The organism is Pseudomonas sp. 2835, assembly GCF_050435905.1.
In the GTDB taxonomy this organism is placed as follows: domain Bacteria; phylum Pseudomonadota; class Gammaproteobacteria; order Pseudomonadales; family Pseudomonadaceae; genus Aquipseudomonas.
In genome coordinates this window covers 384,534-403,590 of record NZ_JBNDLE010000001.1, presented here as the reverse complement: position 1 = coordinate 403,590, position 19,057 = coordinate 384,534, and the positions used below count along the sequence as shown (strand labels likewise).

At 63.5% G+C, this 19,057-nt stretch carries 15 protein-coding genes; 11 read left to right on the top strand and 4 right to left on the bottom strand.

The window, feature by feature from the left end:
* Positions 1-150 precede the first annotated feature (150 nt).
* The 7 genes from ABIE20_RS01505 (at position 151) to ABIE20_RS01475 (ending at position 11,161) form a co-directional block, all read left to right on the top strand.
* The gene (locus tag ABIE20_RS01505; RefSeq protein WP_429502206.1) at positions 151-717 is read left to right on the top strand and encodes an RBBP9/YdeN family alpha/beta hydrolase; all 567 of its coding nucleotides are present in this window, start codon (positions 151-153) and stop codon (positions 715-717) included.
* Positions 718-803: 86 nt separating this feature from the next.
* On the top strand, positions 804-2,759 hold the full coding sequence (locus tag ABIE20_RS01500; protein ID WP_429502204.1) for a DUF1302 domain-containing protein: 1,956 nt from the start codon (positions 804-806) through the stop codon (positions 2,757-2,759).
* A gap of 21 nt (positions 2,760-2,780) precedes the next feature.
* Positions 2,781-4,139, top strand: a complete 1,359-nt coding sequence (locus ABIE20_RS01495; protein WP_429502202.1) for a DUF1329 domain-containing protein — start codon at positions 2,781-2,783, stop codon at positions 4,137-4,139.
* Between the two features lie 32 nt (positions 4,140-4,171).
* Positions 4,172-5,248, top strand: coding sequence for a WD40/YVTN/BNR-like repeat-containing protein (locus ABIE20_RS01490; RefSeq protein ID WP_429502200.1), 1,077 nt, complete (start codon positions 4,172-4,174; stop codon positions 5,246-5,248).
* 15 nt (positions 5,249-5,263) lie between these two features.
* Positions 5,264-7,738: an efflux RND transporter permease subunit gene (locus ABIE20_RS01485; protein ID WP_429502198.1), complete on the top strand. Its 2,475-nt coding sequence runs from the start codon at positions 5,264-5,266 to the stop codon at positions 7,736-7,738.
* Entirely contained in the window at positions 7,731-9,503 is a 1,773-nt protein-coding gene (locus tag ABIE20_RS01480) for an acyl-CoA dehydrogenase C-terminal domain-containing protein (RefSeq protein WP_429502196.1), read from the top strand. Before ABIE20_RS01485 ends, ABIE20_RS01480 begins: the two co-directional genes overlap by 8 nt.
* A gap of 29 nt (positions 9,504-9,532) precedes the next feature.
* Positions 9,533-11,161, top strand: a complete 1,629-nt coding sequence (locus tag ABIE20_RS01475) for a fatty acid--CoA ligase (RefSeq protein WP_429502384.1) — start codon at positions 9,533-9,535, stop codon at positions 11,159-11,161.
* A 77-nt stretch (positions 11,162-11,238) separates the two neighbouring features.
* Here ABIE20_RS01475 and ABIE20_RS01470 read toward each other — a convergent pair whose 3' ends face one another.
* Together ABIE20_RS01470 and ABIE20_RS01465 are read right to left on the bottom strand one after the other, a co-directional pair.
* Positions 11,239-13,005, bottom strand: a complete 1,767-nt coding sequence (locus ABIE20_RS01470) for a GMC oxidoreductase (protein WP_429502194.1) — start codon at positions 13,003-13,005, stop codon at positions 11,239-11,241.
* Between the two features lie 130 nt (positions 13,006-13,135).
* Positions 13,136-13,750, bottom strand: coding sequence for a LuxR C-terminal-related transcriptional regulator (locus ABIE20_RS01465; RefSeq protein WP_429502192.1), 615 nt, complete (start codon positions 13,748-13,750; stop codon positions 13,136-13,138).
* A 114-nt stretch (positions 13,751-13,864) separates the two neighbouring features.
* On the opposite strand from ABIE20_RS01465, the gene ABIE20_RS01460 reads away from it, so the two are divergent.
* On the top strand, positions 13,865-15,481 hold the full coding sequence (locus ABIE20_RS01460) for an ATP-binding response regulator (RefSeq protein ID WP_429502190.1): 1,617 nt from the start codon (positions 13,865-13,867) through the stop codon (positions 15,479-15,481).
* Between the two features lie 7 nt (positions 15,482-15,488).
* Here the strand turns inward: ABIE20_RS01460 and ABIE20_RS01455 are convergent, their stop codons facing one another.
* The gene (locus ABIE20_RS01455; protein WP_429502189.1) at positions 15,489-15,806 is read right to left on the bottom strand and encodes a hypothetical protein; all 318 of its coding nucleotides are present in this window, start codon (positions 15,804-15,806) and stop codon (positions 15,489-15,491) included.
* 189 nt (positions 15,807-15,995) lie between these two features.
* Between ABIE20_RS01455 and ABIE20_RS01450 the strand changes: the two genes are divergently transcribed.
* Complete coding sequence (locus tag ABIE20_RS01450) at positions 15,996-16,400, top strand: DUF2251 domain-containing protein (protein ID WP_429502187.1); 405 nt, start codon at positions 15,996-15,998, stop codon at positions 16,398-16,400.
* Positions 16,401-16,490: 90 nt separating this feature from the next.
* On the opposite strand, the gene ABIE20_RS01445 is transcribed toward ABIE20_RS01450, so the two are convergent.
* Positions 16,491-17,402, bottom strand: a complete 912-nt coding sequence (locus ABIE20_RS01445) for a LysR substrate-binding domain-containing protein (RefSeq protein ID WP_429502185.1) — start codon at positions 17,400-17,402, stop codon at positions 16,491-16,493.
* Between ABIE20_RS01445 and ABIE20_RS01440 the strand changes: the two genes are divergently transcribed.
* Complete coding sequence (locus tag ABIE20_RS01440; protein ID WP_429502183.1) at positions 17,401-17,628, top strand: hypothetical protein; 228 nt, start codon at positions 17,401-17,403, stop codon at positions 17,626-17,628. The genes ABIE20_RS01445 and ABIE20_RS01440 overlap by 2 nt on opposite strands.
* An 82-nt stretch (positions 17,629-17,710) precedes the next feature.
* Positions 17,711-18,874 carry a serine hydrolase domain-containing protein gene (locus ABIE20_RS01435; protein WP_429502181.1) on the top strand — a complete coding sequence of 388 codons (1,164 nt, stop codon included), beginning with the start codon at positions 17,711-17,713 and terminating at the stop codon, positions 18,872-18,874.
* The last annotated feature ends 183 nt before the right edge of the window (positions 18,875-19,057 follow it).

Genomic DNA, 19,057 nt, shown 5'->3' with positions numbered 1-19,057 from the left:
CGGGCGCCCGGTCGTTTGCCGGCAGTACTGTCACCAAATGAAAAGTGGCTGACGCGCAATGTAAAGCACCAGGGGGGAGGGGTGATTACTGTGACTGTGCAAGCGCTCCAGATGACCTGTGAGCGGACTGTCTTGAGCATAGGTGCCGACGTGGAAAAACTGCATACCCGCGCAACTGTCCTGATCGTCCCCGGCCTGCGCGAGCACGTTGCCGATCACTGGCAGACCTTGCTGGCGGCGCGCCTGGCCAAGGTCCAGACGGTGCCAGCGCTGCAGCGCAACGGCCTGGACTGCAACGCCCGGGTCGAAGCCATCGAGCAGGCGCTGCAGCAGATCGACGGCGATGTCGTGCTGGTCGCGCACAGCGCCGGGGTGCTGATGGTGGCCCATTGGGCCGCACGCTATCAGCGGCCGATCAAAGGCGCGCTACTGGCGGCCCCGCCAGACCTGCAAGCGGCGTGGCCCGCCGCCTACCCAAGCCCGGACAGCCTGCACGCCAACGGCTGGAGCCCGTTGCCGATCACGCCGCTGCCGTTCCCGAGCATTGTCGCCGCCAGCAGCAATGATCACCTGGCAAGCCTTGAGGCGGTGAGCAGCATGGCCCGTGGCTGGGGTAGCCAGCTACTGGAACTGGGTGCCGTCGGCCACCTCAACCCGGCAGCCGGCTACGGCCCCTGGCCCCAGGCCGAAACCCTGATCCAGGCCCTGGATCGCTAATCCTGCAGTAGCGCACGGACGCTTGAGCCAAGCCCGCAAACGACGGGCAGCGAAAAAAAACAATAACAATAAGTGGAGTCATCGCGATGCCAAACCCTCGCATTCACCGTGCTGTGAAGCCACAGCGCTGTCTGCTCGCCTGCGCCATCGGCTTGCTGGCGTTGCCCGGCGCGCAGGCCTTTGAGGTTGATACCGGCAGTGAAGACTGGGCCGTGCGCCTGGATAACACGGTCAAGTACAACTACGGCGTACGCACCGAAAGCGCCGACAAGCGCCTGCTGGCAACCCCCAACAACAACGACGGCAACTACAACTTCCGCAAGGCCGGCACTACGGTCACCAACCGTGTCGACCTGCTCACCGAGCTGGACGTGATCTACCAGGGCAACATGGGCTTTCGCGTCAGCGCCGCCAGTTGGTACGACAAGGCCTACGACAACACCGGCTCCAACGCCAACCCGTTCGTCAACGGCAACGGCGGCCAGTCGGGCATCAACCCCAGCCTCAACGGCTTGCCAGGCACCGGCGTGCCCTTGGGCAGTTCGCACCTGAGCAACTACGCCCAGCGCTACTACAGCGGCCCCTCCGGGGAAGTGCTGGATGCCTTCGTGTTCATGCGCCGAGAAGTGGGCGATTCGTCGCAGATCAGCGCCAAGCTGGGCCAGCACAACCTGTTCTGGGGCGAAACCCTGCTCAACCCGGTGCATTCGCTGAGCTACGGCCAGTCGGGCCTGGACCTGGCCAAGCTGGCGGCGTCACCCGGCACCGAAGCCAAGGAGCTGTTCGTGCCGCGCAACCAGCTGTCGACGGCGTTTTTGGTCAACCCGGAGCTGACCATTGGCGCACAGTACTTCCTCGACTGGGATGCCGCGCGGTTGCCCGAAGCGGGCACTTACTACGGCGGCTCGGACCTGGTGGGCGAGGGCGCGCAGAGTTTTCTGCTCGGCCACACCGGCACGCCCGGGCTGATCCCGGTACGTGGTGCGCTGACCAACATCCGCCGCGGCCACGACCTGACCCCGGACAAACGCGGCGACTGGGGCGTCATGGCCAAGTGGTCGCCCGAATGGCTGGGCGGCACCCTGGGCTTCTACTACCGCAAGACCTCGGAAATCCTGCCCCAGGCCTGGCTTGATGCCCGCGGCCTGACCGTCGCCAACGGCCCCTTCGGCAGCCCGCCGGGCAGCGCCCAGGGCGCGGTAGGCAACCTGTACAACTCGCTGCAAAGCGCCACCTACCAGTTCGCCTACGCCGACAACATCGACATCTACGGCCTGAGCCTGTCCAAGGATGTCGGCGGTATCAGCGTCGGCAGCGACCTGAACATTCGCCACAACATGCCCCTGGCGAGTATCCCGGCGATTCTCAGCGCACCGGGCCAGGCCGGCCTGGGCGGCGGCTTCGGCCTGCTGCCGGCGCGCTTGCCCAGCAGCGGCGTGGTTTATGAGCTGCCGTCCGACGGCGACAGCATGAGCGCCACCGGCGACACCCTGCACTGGACCCTCAACGGCCTGATGACCATCGGCGATACGCCGCTGTTCGATTCGGCGACCCTGCTGGGCGAGCTGTTCTACAGCAACCTGCTCAAGCTCGATAGCCACAACGAGGCCCTGTACAAGGGCAAGGGCAGCTACCGCGGCATCGACCAGCCGACCCGCGACAACTGGGGGATCGCGGTCAACTTCACCCCGACCTGGTACCAGGTGCTCCCTGGCATGGACCTGAGCCTGCCGCTGTCGATCAACGTTGGCCTGGACGGCGTATCGCCGGTGCAGGGCGGCGGCGCCGAGAACACCGGCAACTACGCCGTGGGCCTGAGCGCGGCGATCTACAACCAGTACTTCGTCGACCTCAAGTACGTCGATGGCTTCGGCAAGACCCAGTCCTGCAACGACGGCCAGACCGACGGCAGTACCCCCAACGCCCTGGACGGCGAACAGGACTACACCTGCTACGGCGGCGGTTACGCCGCGTTCTCTGGCGGCGCCGCCACCACCGAGGACCGTGGCGCGCTGTACCTGACCCTGAAAACCACCTTCTGAGTCACACAGGAAAACAACAACATGAACTACGTGCACACCCTGTTGGCCACGTGCCTGTCGCTGGCTGCCCTGAACCCGGCTCACGCCGCCGTCTCCAACGACCAGGCCGCGCGCCTGGGCACTAGCCTGACGCCGATTGGCGCAGAAAAGGCCGCCAACGCCGACGGTTCGATCCCCGCCTACCAGGGCGGCCTGCTGACCCCGCCGGCGGCGTACCAGGCCGGTGCAAGCATGCGCCCGGACCCGTTCGCCGCCGAGCAACCGCTGCTGGTCATCGATGGCAAAAATGCCGAGCAGTTCAAGGGGCAACTGACCGCCACCACCCAGGAGCTGCTCAAGCGCTTTCCGAGTTTTCGCGTCGATGTCTACCCCACCCACCGCACCGTGGCGCTGCCGCAGCCGGTGCTCGACAACACCCTGAAGAACGCCGTGGGGGCGCGCAGCCAGGAGGGCGGTAGCGCGGTCGACAATGTGCTGCCGGGCATTCCCTTCCCGATCCCGCAGAGCGGCGCCGAGGCCATGTGGAACTTCCTGTTGCGCTACCAGGGCGTGAGCATGACCGCCAAGTACGACTCGTGGAACGTCGATGCCGCCGGCAACGCCACCCTGAGCACCACCGGCCAGGCCAACATCAGCTACCCGATTTATGAGGACATGGCCAAGCCGATCGGCGCCAAGGACACCTACTACCAGATGAAGCTCACCTACACCGCGCCGGCCCGCCGCGCAGGTGAGGCAATGATGCTGCGCGATGCCGCCAACCCGCTGGTGCAACCGCGCAGCGCCTGGCAGTACCTGCCGGGCCAGCGCCGGGTCAAGCTGGCGCCGAACCTGGCCTACGACACGCCCAACCCGGGCACCTCGGGCTCGGGCACCTACGATGACGTGTTCGTCTTCAATGGCGCCCTGGACCGTTACGACTGGACCCTGGTCGGCAAGCAGGAAATGTACGTGCCGTACAACACCTACCGCCTGACCTACAACACCGACGTCAAGCAACTGACCACCGCCAATCACCTCGCGCCGCAGTTCGTGCGCTGGGAAAAACACCGGGTCTGGGTGGTCGAAGGCAAGCTCAAGGACGGCGCCCGGCACATCTACCACAAGCGCCGCTTCTACCTCGACGAAGACAGCTGGATCGCCCTGGCGTCGGACCAGTATGACGCCCGTGGCCAGCTGTACCGCGGCAGCTTCGCCTTCCTCAGCCAGAGCTACGACAAGCAGACCCCGGATGCCACGCCGTTCATGATCTACGACCTGATCGGCGGCACCTACAACCTCAATGGCGTGGTCGGGGCCTACGGTGGCATTCGCTATATCGAGCCGCTGTCGCGCACCCAGTGGTCGCCCGAGTCCCTGGCCGGGGCCGGCATTCGCTGAGCCCGTTGCGTACCCATCGAGGAGGATCAGGGATGGATGTTTTCAAACGCTGCAGCCTGACGCTGCTGGCCTGGGCCGCGCTGCACGGCGCGGTGCAGGCCGAGCCCTATGTCGACGTGCTCGACCTGCCGGCGCAGCCCAGCGCGCTGGCGGCGAGCAGCGCCTTGCGCGATGTCACCCGCGCCGGCACACGGATGGTCGCGGTGGGGCCGCGCGGGCACATCCTCTACTCGGATGACCATGGCAGCCACTGGCAGCAAGCCCGGGTGCCGGTGAGCGCCGACCTTAACGCGGTGAGCTTCCCGACCCCGCAACTGGGCTGGGCGGTGGGCAACGACGGGGTGATCCTGCACAGCCGCGATGGCGGCTTGAGCTGGGAAAAACAGCTCGACGGGCGCGTGCTCGGCGAGCAGGTGCTGGCCTATTACCAGGCCCGGGCGCAAGCGGGCGGCGATCAATGGGCAAGCTGGGTGAGCGAGGGCGAGCGCCTGGTCGCGGAGGGCGCCGACAAGCCGTTGCTGGATGTCTGGTTCAGCGACCCGCTGCAAGGCTACGCGGTCGGGGTTTTCAACCTGCTGCTGCACACGGTTGATGGCGGCCAGCACTGGACGCCGTGGCTGGAGCGCAGCGACAACCCGCAGGGCCTGCACCTGAATGGCCTGGCCAGTGTCGACGGCGCGCTGTACATAAGCGGCGAGCAGGGCCTGCTGCTCAAGCTGAGCGCCGATGGCAAACGATTTCAACGCCTGAGCACACCCTATGCCGGCACGCTTTTTGGTGTGACCGGTAAACCGGGGGTGCTGTTGGCCTACGGGTTGCGCGGCCATGTGTTGCGCAGCAGCGACGGCGGCAGCCAGTGGCAGACGATCAAGACGGATCTGAACACCAGCATCACCGCCGCCAGCCTCGACGCCAGCGGGCGGTTCTGGTTGTCGAGCCAGGCCGGCGACCTGCTGCAGAGCAGCGATGACGGCGCAAGCTTCAGCGCCGTGGCCCAAGCCCAGCGCGCGCCGGTCAGTGGCGCGGCCTTTGATAGCGGCGCCGAGCTGGTGCTGGTCGGTGAGCGCGGCATTCGCACCCTGGCCCTCGAACAACCGCAGCAGCCATAACAAGAGAAAACCCTGATGGCCGATATCCAACAAGACACCTTGCCGGTGATCCGCAACCTTGGCGACTTCGATGCGCGCTCCGGCAACCGCCTAGAACGCCTGGTGTTCAACCATCGGCTGCCATTTATGCTGTGCATGCTGCTGGTCACCCTGGTGCTGGGCTACATGGCCCTGACCCGCCTGGAACTGCGGCCCAGTTTCGAGAAGATGATTCCGCAGGGTCATCCCTATATCCAGAACTACCTGGACAACCGCCAGTCGTTGCGCGGCCTGGGCAATTCCTTGCGGGTGGTGGTGGAAAACACCCAGGGCGATATCTTCGACCCGGCCTACCTGCAGACCCTGCGCCAGATCAACGACGAACTGTTCCTAAGCCAGGGCGTCGACCGCGCCTGGATGAAGTCACTGTGGAGCCCGGCGGTGCGCTGGACCGAAGTTACCGAAGAGGGCTTCCAGGGCGGGCCGGTGATGCCCGATGCCTACCAGGGTTCGGCCGCCGATATCCAGCAACTGCGCCAGAACATCGAGCGCGCCAACATCGTTGGCAGCCTGGTGGCCCGTGACTTCAGCTCGAGCATGCTTATCGTGCCGCTGCTCGACCAGGCTTCGGCGACCGGCGCCGGTATCGACTATCACGGTTTTTCGCAAAAGCTTGAGCAGTTGCGCCAGCACTACGAAGCGGGCGGCGTCTACAAGCTGCACGTGATCGGCTTTGCCAAGCTGATGGGCGACCTGATCGACGGCCTGCTGCAGGTGATGCTGTTCTTCGCCCTGGCAGTGCTGACCACGCTGCTGATCATCTACCTCTATACCCGCTGCGTGCGCAGCACCTTGCTGGTGGTGCTGTGCTCGTTGACGGCGGTGGTCTGGCAACTGGGGATCGTCGCCTGGCTGGGTTATGCCATCGATCCGTATTCGATCCTGGTGCCGTTTTTGATCTTCGCCATTGGCGTGTCGCACGCGGCGCAGAAGATGAACGGCATCATGCAGGACATCGGCCGCGGCACCCACCGCCAGATCGCTGCGCGCTACACCTTCCGGCGCTTGTTCATCGCCGGGGTTACCGCCTTGCTCGCCGATGCGGTGGGCTTTGCCGTGCTGATGCTGATCGACATCCCGGTGATCAAGGACCTGGCGATAACCGCCAGCATTGGCGTGGCGGTGTTGATCTTCACCTCGTTGCTGTTGATGCCGGTGGCGCTGTCGTATGTCGGCGTCGGGCGCAAGGCCGCCGAACGGGCCCTGCGTATCGACCTGCGCGCCGCCGAGCATCGCGGCTTTGGCAAACTCTGGGACCTGCTTGATCGCTTCACCGAACGCAAGTGGGCAACCGGCGCGGTGCTGGTGGCCGCCGTGCTCGGTGCCGGCGGTTTCTGGCTGAGCCTGCAACTGAAAATTGGCGACCTCGACAGCGGCGCCCCGGAACTGCACGCCGACTCGCGCTACAACCGCGACAACGCCTACATCACTGGCCATTACGCGCTGTCCAGCGACACCTTCGCGGTAATGATCAAGACCGCCCCGGAAGGCTGCCTGCGCTACCAGACCCTGGTGCTCGCCGACCGCCTGGCCTGGGCCCTGCAACAGAACCCGCAGGTGCAGACCACCGTGTCGCTGACCAACGCGGTGCGCCAGATCACCGCCGGCACCTACGAGGGCAACCCCAAGCTGAGCAGCATCCAGCGCAACCAGGACGTGCTCAATTACGCCGCCCAGCAAGCCTCGGTGAACGCCCCGGAACTGTTCAACAACGACTGCTCGCTGATGCCGGTGATCGCCTACCTCAAGGATCACAAGGCCGACACCCTCGATCAGGTGGTGGCGATCGCCGAGCGTTTTGCCCAGGCCAACGGCAGCGAAGAGCGCCAGTTCCTGCTGGCGGCCGGCAGCGCCGGGATCGAGGCGGCGACCAATATCGTGGTGCGCGAAGCTAACCGCAGCATGCTGTTGCTGGTGTACCTGGCGGTGACGCTGTTCTGCCTGATCACCTTTCGCAGCTGGCGCGCGACCCTGGTGGCGGTACTGCCGTTGATGCTCACCTCGATACTGTGCGAGGCACTGATGGTGATGATGGGCATTGGCGTCAAGGTCGCCACCTTGCCGGTGATCGCCCTGGGCGTGGGCATTGGCGTGGACTACGCGCTGTACCTGCTCAGCGTGCAGCTGCATTACCAGCGCCAGGGCCTGACGCTGGCGCAATCCTACAAGAACGCCGTGGCCTTTACCGGCCGGGTGGTCGGCCTGGTCGGCATCACCCTGGCCGCCGGCGTGGTGGGCTGGGCCTGGTCGCCGATCAAGTTCCAGGCCGACATGGGCATCCTGCTGACTTTCATGTTCCTCTGGAACATGCTCGGCGCACTGGTGCTGATCCCGGCGCTGTCGCACTTCCTCTTGCCCGCCAGCCAGGCGCGGGCGCCTTCACCCAGCCCCACCAGCGTCGAGGGGCTTAACCTCAACAGCCAAAAAGCCGAGTGTTCATCGCATGTCTGATTACCTACCGCCGTTGCGCGACATGGAGTTTCTGTTCAACGAAGTATTCGACATCCCCGGCCAGTGGGCGCGCATTCCGGCCCTGGCCGAGCAGGTTGATGCCGACACCGCACGGGCGATTCTCGAGCAGGCCGGCAAGCTCATCGCCCAGCAGGTGGCACCGCTCAACCGCAGCGGCGACGAGCAAGGCTGCCAGTGGCACGCGGGCCGGGTGACAACCCCGGACGGCTTTGCCCAGGCCTACCGCAATTACGCCGAGGATGGCTGGGTGGGTGTGGCCGGGGCCAGCGAGTACGGCGGCATGGGCATGCCCAAGGTCATCGCCGCCCAGGTCGAGGAGATGCTCAACGCCGCCAACCTGTCGTTCGCCCTGTACCCGATGCTTACCGCCGGGGCTTGCCTGTCGTTGCTCAACCATGCCAGCGATGCGCTCAAGGCGCGCTACCTGCCGCCCATGTATGAAGGGCGCTGGTCGGGGTCGATGTGCCTGACCGAACCCCATGCCGGCACAGATCTTGGGTTGATCCGTCCCCGGGCCGAACCCCGCGCCGATGGCAGCTACCGGGTCAGCGGCACGAAGATCTTCATCACCGGCGGCGAGCAGGACCTCACCGAGAACATCATCCACCTGGTGCTGGCCAAGCTGCCGGACGCCCCGGCCGGCGCCAAAGGTATCTCGCTGTTCCTGGTGCCCAAGGTGCTGGTGGATGAAGACGGCGCGCTGGGTGAGGCCAACGCGGTGAGTTGCGGCTCGATCGAACACAAGATGGGCATCAAGGCCTCGGCCACCTGTGTGATGAACTTCGACGGCGCAGTCGGCTACCTGGTGGGCGAGGCCAACAAGGGCCTGAATGCCATGTTCACCATGATGAACTACGAACGCCTGGGCGTCGGTATCCAGGGCCTGGCCTTGGGCGAGCGCTCGTACCAGAACGCCGTGGCGTACGCCCGCGAACGCCTGCAAAGCCGCGCTGCCACTGGCCCGGTAAACCCGCACCAGAGCGCCGACCCGATCGTCGAGCACGCGGATGTGCGGCGCATGTTGCTGACCATGAAGGCCCTGAACGAAGGCGGGCGGGCATTCTCCACCTACGTGACGCTACAACTGGACCTGGCCAGATACAGCGAAAATGCCGATGAGCGCAGCCAGGCCGAGGCGCGGGTCGCGCTGCTGACCCCGGTGGCCAAGGCATTCTTGACCGACATGGGCCTGGAAACCACCGTGCATGGCCAACAGGTGTTCGGCGGCCACGGCTATATTCGCGAATGGGGCCAGGAACAGCTGATTCGCGATTGCCGCATCACCCAGATCTATGAAGGCACCAACGGCATTCAGGCCCTGGACCTGCTCGGGCGCAAGCTGGTCGCCGACGGTGGCCGCAGCTACGCGGCACTGGCCCAGGAGATCAAGGATTACGCCCAGACCCTGGCGGCCTCACGCGCAGAGTTCAAGACGCCGTTGCTCCTGGCGCTGGCCAATCTCGACGACCTGACTGCCTGGGTGCTCGATCGCGCCCAGGGCAACCCTCGGGAAATCGGCGCGGCGGCGGTGGAGTACCTGCAGGTGTTCGGTTACACCCTGTATGCCTACCTGTGGGCGCGCATGGCCGATGTCGCCCTGGACCAGGACGGCGCCTTCTACCAGAGCAAACTAGGCAGCGCCCGCTTCTATTTCGCCCGCCTGCTGCCGCGCATCCATTCGCTCAGCGCCAGCGTCAAGGCCGGCAGCCACAGCCTCTATCTGCTGGAGGCCGAGCAACTGTGAAGGACACCTACGTGACCACCACCCGCATCATGCAGCCGGCCCCCGGCGCTTACAGCTACCCGTTGCTGATCAAGCGCCTGCTGCTGTCGGGCGTGCGCTATCAACCCGGCCAGGAAATCGTCTACGCCGACAAGCTGCGCTACAGCTACAGCACCTTGCTCGAGCGCATCCAGCGCCTGGCCAATGTGCTGACTGCGGCCGGGGTCAAGCCCGGCGACACCGTGGCCTTGCTCGACTGGGACAGCCACCGCGCGCTGGAGTGCTTTTTTGCCGTGCCGATGCTCGGTGCGGTGCTGCACACCGTCAACGTGCGGCTGTCCCCCGAGCAGGTGCGCTACACCATGAACCATGCCGAAGACCACCTGGTGCTGGTGCATGACGACTTTGTGCCGCTGATGACCCAGTTGCGCGAGCAGTTACCGACGGTCAAGGGTTACCTGCGCCTGAGTGACGGCGCTGATGTGCACACAGAGCTGCCGCTGCTGGGCGAATACGAAGCGCTGCTGGCCGGTGCCGACAGCCACTTCGACTTTGCCGATTTCGACGAGAACTCGGTGGCCACGCTGTTCTACACCACCGGCACCACCGGCAATCCCAAGGGCGTGTACTTCAGCCACCGCCAACTGGTGCTGCACACCCTCAATGAACTCGGCACCTTCGCTGCCTGCGGGGGCGAGCCGTTGCTGCGTGCTGGCGATGTCTACATGCCGATCACGCCAATGTTCCATGTGCATGCCTGGGGCGTGCCTTACGTGGCCACGGCCCTGGGCATCAAGCAGGTGTATCCCGGCCGCTACGAGCCCAACCAGCTGGTGCGGCTGATGCGCGAAGAGCAGGTGACCTTCTCGCACTGCGTGCCGACCCTGTTGCAGATGATGCTCGACTGCGACGAAGGCCAGCGCACCGACCTGGCAGGCTGGAAGATGCTGCTGGGCGGCAGCGCGCTGACCCAGGGCCTGGCCGCGCGGGCCAGTGCCAGGGGCATTCGCGTGCACTGCGGCTATGGCATGTCCGAGACCTGTCCGCTGCTGAGCATCACCAGCCTCAGTGCGCAAGACCTGACGCTGCCCATGCAGGCGCAACTGCCATTGCGCATCAACGCCGGGGTGCCGATCCCGCTGGTAGACCTGCGCATCGTCGATGAACAGGGCCAGGAGGTGGCCCATGACGGCGAAAGCCTGGGTGAAATCGTCGTACGTGCGCCGTGGCTGACTCAGGGTTACCTCAAGGAGCCGGAGCAGGGCGCCGCCCTTTGGGCCGGCGGCTGGCTGCACACCGGCGACATGGCCTGCATCGATGAGCGCGGCGCGGTGCAGATCCGCGACCGGATCAAGGACGTGATCAAGACCGGCGGTGAGTGGATCAGCTCGGTGGAGCTGGAAAGCCTGATCAGCCAGCACAGCGGCGTCGATTCGGTGGCGGTGGTGGGGGTAGCGGATGCGCAGTGGGGCGAGCAGCCGCTGGCCCTGGTGGTCTGCGTTGCCGGCGTCGAGCTGGATCAGCCGGCGCTAGCCCGGCACCTGCAGCCATTTGTCGACAGCGGGCGCCTGAACAAATGGGCGATTCCGCGCCTGGTGCGCTTTGTCAGCGAAATTCCCAAGACCAGCGTCGGCAAGATCAACAAGAAGCTGATTCGCGAGAACCATTGTGGCGTCTGAATAAAGCGAGTGGGCATTCGACTTGCGCCGCGATGGGCTTGACCGGCCTCATCGCGGGGCAAGCCCGCTCCTACCTGTCAGACTTCAGTGAGGTCCGAGGTGGGCGGGGTGGGGGTGTTGACGCTGTCCAGTTGCTGGTCGGCCAGATCCTGAGCCAGGGCGACCATGGTCATGGTCGGGTTCCACGAACCACTGGCCGGCCACAGCGCACCGCCGGTGACGTAGACGTTCTCCACGCCATGGGGGCGGTAGTCCAGGCCAACCACGCTATCGTCCTTGTCGCCGATCCACAGGGTCGAGCCCTCGTGCACCAGCCCGGCCACCCGCCGTTCAGGGATGCCCGGCCTTTCGCTGGTCCAGTGGCCCAGGTTCGGGTCGCCGTGCCAGTACTCGACCTTGCCTTCGGGGGCGAACACCCGCTCCATCATCTGGAAAGTGCCTTCGTCCATGGTGTCCCAGGTTTGCTGGTCGGTTTTGCTGGCCAGCACTTGCAGGTTGACGTTGGTGGTCGGGTCGGCCTGGTCGTTGAGGTGGAAGTGGTTGTCGGGGTTGCGAAAATCAATTTCGCCAAGCACAGCGCAGACGAACACCAGATGGTCCTTGGACGACTCCAGTTGCGCCATCGACGCCGTGGCGACCACGTCCGGCATGTAGCGCGCGGCTTTCTGCGCGTTCTTTGCAGGTTCCCGGTCTGACAGCACCGACAACTGCACGTGGTACTGCATGCCGCTTTGCTTGTTTTTGCCGGCCAGGTAAATGGCCGCCAGTTCCAGCTCGGCAAGTTTGTCGGCGAACGGGTAGTCCTTGCGCGGTACCCGTGCCACCACCGAGGTGATGAAGTGCGCGGTGAAGCGATCACCGGCGCGCTTGATCTGCGGGAACGAGTTCATCAACAAGGTCGCCGGCGGCAGGGTGCCCATGGCCAGGATCAGCTTGGCGTTGCCGATGTTGATCACCCCGCGCGAAGTCTGCAGCGCCGTAGCCGCGCCATCTTGCTGGTGAATGCGCTCAACGATGCACTCGGTGATGATCCGCAGCGGGTTGCCAGTACCGGCAGCGGCAAGCTCGGCCTGTTTGCCGGCCAGCTCCATGATTGCCGCCGGGGTCGAGAACTTGGCAAAGTCCACGCCACCGGCGCGATCGGCCGCGGCGGCCAGTGGCGCCGGTAACCAGCGGGTGGCCGAGTCGATCTTGTTGATGTTGTGCTCGAGCATGTTTTGCAGCTCAAGCTGCAGGGTGCCGTAGACCGGGCGCTGCTCGGTGACATGGGCGCGCACCTGCGGGTCGAGCTGGGTGTCGATCTTGTCGGCCGGGATGACGTTGAGCAGCTTTTCGGCCGATGCGAAGCGCGCTTCGGCGGCGGCGATGGTCTGCTCGGGCCAGTAGGCCATTTCCTCCTTGGTCGGCCGTGGGCACCAGGCGCTCCACATGATGCTGCGGCCACCGAAGAACGGCACCATGCCGTGCTGCCAGCCGATATTGCCCGGTGGCTGGCTGGCGGTGCGCGCCGAGAGGGTCCAGGGGAAGGTTTCGGAGAAGCCGCCGAGGGTCTTCTGGTAAGGGATCGGCAGGTTCTGGAAGTGCTCGGGGAGGAAGAACGGCCCGCGCTCGACCATCAGGATCCGCGCCTTGGGGTTGCTGTCGAGGATGCGTTCGGCGAAGGCCAGGGAACAGAAGCCGGTGCCGATGATGATGAAGTCGAACTGTTCTTCTTCGCGAACCTGCTTCCAGGCCGATTCGGAGAGAAAGAACACGTGGTCCAGCACCTTCTGGGCGTTGGGTGTTTGTGGACCGGGGGTAGGGTAGCCGTGACCGAAGTTGGTCGAACTGGTGACTGCGCTCATTGTTGCCTCCAATCATTGTTGGCAGAGGGTCTATCGTCCTTGTGCAGCGTGCAGCCGGGGGGCTGCGCTGCTAACGCTAGCAGAGCGAAGTGGCAATTCAAGATCACTTGGTCGGGGGGAGTCGGGGGCCTCAGGCAACCCCGGAATACTTCACCGCAGCCGCCGCCCGCGACGGCACATTGAGGGTGCGCAACAACGACGACACATGAATGCGCACGGTAAACGGCGAGATGTCCAGCGCGCGGGCGATTTCCTTGTTGGTCTTGCCCTGGGCGATCAGGCGCAGCACCTCTTGCTGGCGTGCGGTCAGGGTTGTGGCGACGGCGTGGCTGTCCAGCGGCAGGAGCCCGGAGGGAGCAAAACGCACCAGCACTTCACCTTCACGAATGGCCAGGATCGCCTGGCCAATCTCGTCCGGGGCAATATTCTTGCCGATAAAACCGTCGATGCCGGCAGCCATCACCTCGCCGATCAGTTCCTCGTCATCGACCATCGATACCACGATCAAGGTGGTGCGCGGCAATTGCTGGCGCAGCTCGACCAGCTGGCTGATGCAGGTCAGCCCCGGGAAGCGCAAGTCGAGGATCAGGGTGTCGGGTTCCGGGCCGTTGGCGACCAGCTTCAGCACGCTGTCGAAATCACCGGCCTCTTCGCTCTGGGCATCGGGCAGCAGGCGCTGGACAGTACGCAGCATCGCTTCGCGAAACAGCGGATGGTCGTCGGCTATGATTATCCGGCATGCCATGGTGAGTGCCTCCCTGGGCGTGGCGTTCCTGACGGGCGTGTTACTTTACCACCGGGTAAGGGCACTGCCCGGTGTTCATGCTGGATATGACGACTGTCGCACAAGGATGTTCAGATGAAGTTCGAGAAAAACTCCGAGCTCGACCAGGCTAACCTGCGCATCATTGTCGCCGGTATTGCCGTGGTTTATATCAGCGTGCTGGGCTTTCTGCCCGGGCAGCGCTTTGAAACCTACCGGCCGATCGTGATCTACATCATCCTGTTCCTGCTGCTGTCGGTGGTTATACGCCAGGTTATCGTGCGCTGGCCGGGGGTGTACCCGGCGCGGCGCATTTTCAGCATGGTCCAGGACTACACCGGCACCTGTTTCGGCCTGGTGGTGGGCGGCGAAGCGGCGCTGCCGCTGTACGCGGTGATGGTCTGGGTCAACCTGGGCAACGGCATGCGCTTCGGTTCGCGCTACCTGGCGATCGCCACCGCCCTGGCGTTGCTGGCGCTGCTGTGCGTCTACCGGCTGACGCCGTACTGGCAGGCGCAACCGTTCATGGTGCTGATGCTGATGATCACCAGCACGGTCATCCCGATGTACGCGCACCTGCTGCTCGAACGCACGCGCAAAGCCTCGGAAGAGGCCACCGCCGCCAACCTGGAAAAGTCGCGCTTCCTGGCCCAGGCCAGCCACGACCTGCGTCAGCCCATTCACTCCATCGGCCTGTTCACCGCCTGCCTGCGTGAAGCGCGCCTGGGCGATGAAGAACGCCGGCTGGTCGATAACATCGACCGCTCGCTGCTCAACGTCTCGCAGCTGTTTCGCTCGATCCTCGACCTCTACACCCTCGACAACGGCCGGTTGCAGCCACGCCTGCAGAGCGTGCAACTGGGCGAGTTCCTCCACGACCTGTTGCGCCAGAACGCCGAAGCGGCGCGCTGGGCAGGCGTTGAGCTGCGCCTGCGCCCCTGCGAGCACTGGGTACAGGTGGACCCGGCGTTGCTGGCGACCATGGTCCAGAACGTGCTGTCCAACTGCTTCAAGTACGCGCCGCAGCGCCCGGTGCTGATCGGCGTGCGCAAGCGTGGCGAGGGCCTGGCCATCGTCATCTACGACCAGGGCCGCGGTATCGAAGCGGAGGAACTGCCGAAGGTTTTCGAAGAGTTCTATCGCGTGCGCCAGTTGCGCGACAAGGACGTCGAAGGTGTAGGCCTGGGCTTGTCGATTGTCCGGCGCCTGGGGCAGATGATGGCCATGCAGGTGACGATACGCTCGCGGGTGGGCCATGGCACGGCCGTGAGCCTTGAAGGTTTGCGCGAAATGACCGCGCCGACGCGTCAGGTCTACCGTGAAGACCCGAGCCAGGTCGGCCTGCTGACCGGTTTGAAAGTCTGCCTGGTGGAGGATGACCGCAACGTGCTGCTGGCCACCAAGGCCTTGCTCGAGCGCTGGGGCTGTGAAGTGCAGGCCGAACTGAGCGGCAAAAACCTCGCCAGTGACTGCGACATCATCGTCGCCGACTATGACCTGGGCAACCACGCTACCGGTATCGAGTGCATTGACCTGTTACGCGCGCAACGGGGCAGGGCGGTGCCAGCGCTGATTCTTACCGGGCATGAAGTGGAGAAGATCCAGGCGGCCCTGCACGACCGCCAGATCGCGATCCTGTCCAAACCGGTGCGCCCGGCCGAGCTACGCGCAACCCTGCGGGCGTTGCGCGAAACCTCGGCAGCGCCGGTTTAGCGCGCAATCAGTAGCGTTGCAGCGGATTTTGCGGGCGGCCACTGTTCTTGTTGTAGCATTGCGCGCCCATGCCCATGCCCATCGAGGCGATACCGACCATGACGCCGCTGGGCAGCTCGCAGTTGTAATCACCCGAAGCGGTGCTGGCGATGTAGTAGGTGGAGCTGTGGTCGCTACGCACGTTGGAAATCTTCGTCACCGGCTCGCCGATGGTGGTTTGCGCGGTGGACTTGAGGCGGTCTTCGTTGGGTTTCATGGTCTGGCAACCGGCGACGGCGACCAGCAGGGCGCTGAGCAGGGTGATCTTGGTGAATGCTGATTTCATGGTGCATCTTCCTTGGTGTTGTTCTGTTTTACGGGCACAACGATCCCTCACGCCGCACAAGCGCGGCGTTGGGGAACACTGGGGTTGCCGGGGAATATAGCGCCAGGGAGGAGGGGGGTCGATTAGCACAGATGGGCTAATAGCATATTGATATAATTTTTTATCTATCGTCGTGACAAGGATATCCGCATGCCCATTTATCTGGCAGCAGAGCAACAACTGAACGTAGGACAGGCCACCGTCATCGAGGCACCGGCGCAGGAGGGGCCTTTTGTCGTGGTCTTCGAAGACGATGAAAATACCGCCTATTTCTACGCCCTGGACAGCAGCGCCAGTGACAACCCGATCCAGGATGCACTGCATATCTATAACGTCGAGGATATCTCCGACCGGGAGAAGCCCTCGACAGTGAAGATCGGCTGGTCCATGGACCACAGCAAGGCGGTGCTGCTGATCAATGAGTATCCCCATGCCGTGTTTGATTTTACCGGCCAGCAGGGTTACTGCCACTCCGGCTTTCCGCCGTCTGTGGGGAAGGGCTGGTCGCCGCAGGGGCATGAGTGGCAGGAAGACGTACTCAAGCTGTTTGCCTGAGGCGTGAATATATAACTCAACTAAATAGTTATTTAGTTGAGTTATATTTCAGCGCTATAAAAAGAGTAGGGCAGTTGCGTACTTTCAGCATCACCTTTGTTCAATGGCAGCGTGTGGAAACTCCTCGCGCAAAGCCTGGTTCAACCATTCGATAAACCAGGCGGCATCTTCCGACAACGGCTGTTGCGGTGTCAGCACTTGGTAGCTTTCAAGTGCAACTTGCGCATCGGTACAGCGCACGAGGGAGCCGTCTGCCAGTTCGTGCTTGACCAGTACCTCGGTGGCCAGAGCAATCCCGTGCCCACGCCGGGCCAGATTCAAGGCAATGTCGTTGCTCATGTGCGAGGCTTCGGACCTGACCTTGTGCGGTAACTGTTGCGCCGCAAACCAGCTGTTCCACCAGGTGCCGTCGTCGACGTGAATCAGCTCGCAGTTCGGCAAGTCCTGCACCTGCAGGGCTTTATTCGGCAATTTTGCCAGGTACGTCGGCGAACAGACCGGGAAAACCGGCGGTTTGATCATCCTCAGAAACACCCCTGAATGCTCGCCCGTCAGGCCAAAACCGATACCCAGGTCAGCCTGACGGGCATCCACTGACGTGAACGAGGCATTAGGCTCGATGGCCAGCTTCAGGCCCGGGCGCAGGCTGCGCACTGCATCGATACGCGGCGTCAACCAGCGCGAAGCGAAGGCCGGCACACACAGGATGCGCAGCCAGCGCTCCTGCTGGCGACGGGCAACCCGCGAGCCGGCATCGGCGAGAATCTTCAGGGCCTGGGTCGCTGCCTGCTGGAACTCAAGCCCGGCCGCTGTCAGGGTAACGCCGCGGGGTGTGCGCTCGAGCAGTTGTACACCCAGCCAGTCTTCGAGGTTTTTCACGTGCCGGCCGATTGCGGGCTGGGTCACGTGCAGCGCTCGCGAAGCGGCGACATAACTGCCCAGGCGGGCAGCCGCCTCGAAGGCACGAATGGCATTGAGCGGGGGCAGCCGGTCGCTGGGCATGGCGTTCACTGCTGTTAGTTTTTTTAATATCGACCCGGACTTTATTGTTCTTTTCCCGTTTCCGCAAGTTGATAAGCTCGAAATCGACTGGCGCAATTTCATTGAAAGTCGAGGACGTACCGATGTTACGCAGAACAATAAAAAAACAATCCACCCAGGCTGTTTCGGTATTGGCATTGACCATCGCCGCACTGGGATTGACCCACAGCGGTACCAGCCTGGCTGACAGCCAAGCCGCACATTGTGGCGTTCCGGGGCTTAACGTTTGCCCGCAACCCTTTGATAAAACGCTGCCGGACCCGCACAACATGCTGACCTGGGACCAGGCCACACGGGTGGTGGGTTTCCGTAATACCTACCGCCTGTACGAAGGCGATGTATTCAGCACCCAAGGCGCCAAACCGTCGCCGTTAACGCTGGCCAGCAACCCGTTGCCAGCTATTCGCTATGCAATGAACGGCAATCACTACAACCTGGATAACTACATCGCCAACCAGAACGTCACCGGCCTGTTGATCCTCAAGGACGGCAAGATTGCCTACGAGTACTACGGCAAAGGCAACAGCGAAAACACCCTGTGGACCTCGCGCTCAGTGGCCAAATCAGTCGTCAGCGTGCTGGTGGGCGTGGCTATAAAGGAAGGCAAGATCAACTCGGTTGACGACAAGATCACCCGGTACATCCCTGAACTCAAAGGCACGGCCTGGCAAGAGGTGACCTTGCACCAATTGCTGCAGCACACCTCGGGCGTGGTCTGGGATGAAAACTACGCATCACCTGACTCAGATTTCTCCCACATGACCCAGTGCGAAGCCAAGCCTGCGCCATATGACTGCGTGCTCAACCTGGTCAAATCGGTGAAACGCAAACCCGGGGTCAAACCGGGCGAAGTCTGGTCCTACAACACCGGCGGCGCCTGGCTGGTAGGCCGCGTGCTGGAAAACGCCACCGGCATGACCCTGGCCAAATACCTCGAAAGCCGCATCTGGAGCCGTTACGGCATGCAACAGGATGGCGTCTGGCATGCCTTGGTCAAAGACAAAGTCGACATGGGCGGCCACGGCTTCAACGCAGCGTTGCGTGACTGGGGCCGCTTTGGCCAGTTCGTGCTCAGCGGCGGCCAGTTGCCGTCAGGCGAGAAGATTCTGCCGGATGACTGGATTGCACGCTCGACACACTGGACGACTGCCAAAGGCTCGGTCACGCCATCGGCGCCGAACGGACAGTACGGCTATCAATGGTGGTACTCGGCGCCGGCACCTGATGCCAATGCCGAACCCAAGAAAACCGCCACCAGTGAACAAACGCTCTGGGCGCTTGGGATTTACGGCCAGACCATTGCAATCAACCCGGCGGAGAAACTGGTCATGGTGCAGTGGTCGACCTGGAAGAACGCAGAGACGCCGAGCTCGCTGTATGACGAGCAGGCGTTGTTTGTGAATGCGGTGAGTGAAGCGTTGCACGGCAAGTAAAGGGGTAAAGGCTTAAACGGGTTGTGCCAGGCTTGAAATCTGGCCTGGCACTGCCCGTGGGCTGCTATAGATGACTGCGCATAATGTATATTATGTTAAATCAGGTGCTATGTCACAAATGTTCATGAGGCTAGTAAGGTACTGATTCGACGAATCCGTTTTTGCCATCCTATGTCAGCATCG